Source organism: Bacillus sp. YBsi01, assembly GCF_038406745.1.
In the GTDB taxonomy this organism is placed as follows: domain Bacteria; phylum Bacillota; class Bacilli; order Bacillales; family Bacillaceae; genus Bacillus; species Bacillus siamensis.
In genome coordinates, this window is the sequence record NZ_CP151679.1 from 1 (window position 1) to 2,500 (window position 2,500).

The following is a 2,500-nucleotide window of genomic DNA, read 5'->3' on the forward strand; positions in this document are numbered from 1 at the left end:
TGTTATATTATTAAACGTCGCTGATGCGCTTCGACAAAAAGCACACAGCGGCGGAGAAATAAAAACAAAAAAACATTTGACAGCAACTTGCTGAAATGTTATACTGAGAAAGTCGCCTCAAGATGAGGTTGAAGATGATCTTTGAAAACTAAACAAGACAAAACGTACCTGTTAATTCAAAGTTTTAAATAAATCGCACAGCGATGTGCGTAGTCAGTCAAACTAAGGTCTGCACGATGCAGATCACACAGACGTTACTGCAGGATGCAGTGAACTTAGTCTGTGATCCATTTATCGGAGAGTTTGATCCTGGCTCAGGACGAACGCTGGCGGCGTGCCTAATACATGCAAGTCGAGCGGACAGATGGGAGCTTGCTCCCTGATGTTAGCGGCGGACGGGTGAGTAACACGTGGGTAACCTGCCTGTAAGACTGGGATAACTCCGGGAAACCGGGGCTAATACCGGATGGTTGTCTGAACCGCATGATTCAGACATAAAAGGTGGCTTCGGCTATCACTTACAGATGGACCCGCGGCGCATTAGCTAGTTGGTGAGGTAACGGCTCACCAAGGCGACGATGCGTAGCCGACCTGAGAGGGTGATCGGCCACACTGGGACTGAGACACGGCCCAGACTCCTACGGGAGGCAGCAGTAGGGAATCTTCCGCAATGGACGAAAGTCTGACGGAGCAACGCCGCGTGAGTGATGAAGGTTTTCGGATCGTAAAGCTCTGTTGTTAGGGAAGAACAAGTGCCGTTCAAATAGGGCGGCACCTTGACGGTACCTAACCAGAAAGCCACGGCTAACTACGTGCCAGCAGCCGCGGTAATACGTAGGTGGCAAGCGTTGTCCGGAATTATTGGGCGTAAAGGGCTCGCAGGCGGTTTCTTAAGTCTGATGTGAAAGCCCCCGGCTCAACCGGGGAGGGTCATTGGAAACTGGGGAACTTGAGTGCAGAAGAGGAGAGTGGAATTCCACGTGTAGCGGTGAAATGCGTAGAGATGTGGAGGAACACCAGTGGCGAAGGCGACTCTCTGGTCTGTAACTGACGCTGAGGAGCGAAAGCGTGGGGAGCGAACAGGATTAGATACCCTGGTAGTCCACGCCGTAAACGATGAGTGCTAAGTGTTAGGGGGTTTCCGCCCCTTAGTGCTGCAGCTAACGCATTAAGCACTCCGCCTGGGGAGTACGGTCGCAAGACTGAAACTCAAAGGAATTGACGGGGGCCCGCACAAGCGGTGGAGCATGTGGTTTAATTCGAAGCAACGCGAAGAACCTTACCAGGTCTTGACATCCTCTGACAATCCTAGAGATAGGACGTCCCCTTCGGGGGCAGAGTGACAGGTGGTGCATGGTTGTCGTCAGCTCGTGTCGTGAGATGTTGGGTTAAGTCCCGCAACGAGCGCAACCCTTGATCTTAGTTGCCAGCATTCAGTTGGGCACTCTAAGGTGACTGCCGGTGACAAACCGGAGGAAGGTGGGGATGACGTCAAATCATCATGCCCCTTATGACCTGGGCTACACACGTGCTACAATGGGCAGAACAAAGGGTAGCGAAACCGCGAGGTTAAGCCAATCCCACAAATCTGTTCTCAGTTCGGATCGCAGTCTGCAACTCGACTGCGTGAAGCTGGAATCGCTAGTAATCGCGGATCAGCATGCCGCGGTGAATACGTTCCCGGGCCTTGTACACACCGCCCGTCACACCACGAGAGTTTGTAACACCCGAAGTCGGTGAGGTAACCTTTATGGAGCCAGCCGCCGAAGGTGGGACAGATGATTGGGGTGAAGTCGTAACAAGGTAGCCGTATCGGAAGGTGCGGCTGGATCACCTCCTTTCTAAGGATTTTAACGGAATATAAGACCGTGGGTCTTATAAACAGAACGTTCCCTGTCTTGTTTAGTTTTGAAGGATCATTCGATTCTTCGAGATAATGTTCTTTGAAAACTAGATAACAGAAGTAATTCACATTCAATTGTAATGCAAGAAATCACGTAGTGATTCTTTTTAACGGTTAAGTTAGAAAGGGCGCACGGTGGATGCCTTGGCACTAGGAGCCGATGAAGGACGGGACGAACACCGATATGCTTCGGGGAGCTGTAAGCAAGCTTTGATCCGGAGATTTCCGAATGGGGAAACCCACCACTCGTAATGGAGTGGTATCCATATCTGAATACATAGGATATGAGAAGGCAGACCCGGGGAACTGAAACATCTAAGTACCCGGAGGAAGAGAAAGCAAATGCGATTCCCTGAGTAGCGGCGAGCGAAACGGGATCAGCCCAAACCAAGAGGCTTGCCTCTTGGGGTTGTAGGACACTCTGTACGGAGTTACAAAGGAACGAGGTAGATGAAGAGGTCTGGAAAGGCCCGCCATAGGAGGTAACAGCCCTGTAGTCAAAACTTCGTTCTCTCCTGAGTGGATCCTGAGTACGGCGGAACACGTGAAATTCCGTCGGAATCCGGGAGGACCATCTCCCAAGGCTAAATACTCCCT

General features: G+C 51.2%; 2 rRNA genes (1 of these 2 cut by a window edge). Both read left to right on the forward strand.

Features of this window, described 5'->3' with window-relative positions:
• Positions 1 to 291 precede the first annotated feature (291 nt).
• Positions 292 to 1,841: ribosomal RNA gene (locus AADZ70_RS00005) — 16S ribosomal RNA — on the forward strand.
• 174 nt (positions 1,842 to 2,015) lie between these two features.
• Positions 2,016 to 2,500, forward strand: a 23S ribosomal RNA gene (locus AADZ70_RS00010); it runs 2,444 nt beyond the window's last position.
• The 16S and 23S rRNA genes sit together here, the layout of an rRNA operon.